Here is a 1,343-nt window from a genome sequence, read left to right as displayed (position 1 = left end):
AAGCGATCTATATTGAGAATGATGGAACACTGCATACACAGCAATGTTCTGAAAACCCTAAACTGACACCTTGTATTTTCGAGCACGTATACTTCGCGCGCCCTGATTCTATTATAGATAAGGTCTCTGTTTACAAGGCGCGCCTGCGTATGGGTGAAACACTTGCCCAAAAAGTAAAACGACTGCGTCCTGATCACGATATCGACGTTGTCATGCCTATCCCCGATACTAGCCGTACCTCTGCAATGCAAATGGCGGTGGAGTTGGGTGTGAAGTTTCGCGAAGGCTTCATCAAGAACCGCTATATTGGTCGTACTTTTATTATGCCAGGCCAGAATCAGCGTAAGAAGTCGGTACGTCAGAAGTTGAACCCCATTGAACTAGAGTTTAAAGATAAAAACGTTATGTTGGTCGATGACTCAATTGTACGGGGTACGACATGTCGTGAAATCGTACAAATGGCTAGAGACGCTGGTGCTAAAAACGTGTACTTTGCATCTGCCGCGCCTGAGGTAAGATACCCAAATGTTTACGGTATCGATATGCCTGCTGCAACTGAGTTGATTGCACATGACCGCACGGTTGAAGATATTCAGGAAATTATTGGTGCAGACTGGCTAGTTTATCAAGACCTGGAAGATCTTATTCGTTGTGCGAAAGATGGAAACGAAGACATTGATGAGTTTGATTGCTCGGTCTTCAACGGAGTCTATCCAACGGGTGATATATGTGGTGATTACCTCGACAGGCTTGAGCAAGCACGTAATGATTCAAACAAAAAGAAGTTAAATGAAGATGACGCCACTATCGATCTTCATAACGACAATTAAGGCTGAATTAGCTCATTATTTGTCATAGAAAACTAAAAATTCGAATTAAAGGTGAGAAGAGATGGCGAATAGCCAGCCACCGAAAGGTAATATTCCCGTTCCAAATTTGGACGGTGTTGGTTTAGAGACGCTTGCAGTACGAGCTGGGCAAATTAGAAGTCCTGAGCTTGAACACAGCGAAGCGATTTTTCCGACCTCAAGCTTTGTGTTTAATTCAGCGCAAGAAGCTGCTGCACGATTTGCAGGCGAAGAGCCTGGGAACATCTATGCGCGTTTCACCAATCCAACGGTTGCGATGTTTGAGGCGCGCTTAGCTGCCTTAGAAGGAGGCGAGCGTGGTGTTGCTGCAGCATCGGGTATGGCTGCTATTATGTCTGTTTGCTACGCTCTGTTAGAGCAGGGTGATCATGTCATTTGTTCGCGCAGTGTTTTTGGCACGACGACAGTTCTGCTAGAAAAGTTTGTAAAGAAGTTTGGTGTTGAGATTAGCTTTGTTGATCTGACTGATTACGA

General features: G+C 44.8%; 2 protein-coding genes. Both read left to right on the top strand.

Annotated features, from left to right (window positions below; all coding sequences use genetic code 11):
- Window positions 1-830: amidophosphoribosyltransferase (locus tag A3735_RS26775; RefSeq protein WP_255375199.1), on the top strand; the 830-nt coding region annotated here is incomplete at its 5' end.
- 61 nt (window positions 831-891) lie between these two features.
- On the top strand, window positions 892-1,343 hold a 452-nt coding region (locus A3735_RS26770; RefSeq protein WP_197486075.1), incomplete at its 3' end, for a PLP-dependent transferase.

It is taken from the genome of Oleiphilus sp. HI0061, from assembly GCF_001635675.1.
The sequence above is the reverse complement of the archived record's forward strand: the minus strand, read 5'-3'. Positions and strand labels throughout refer to the sequence as shown.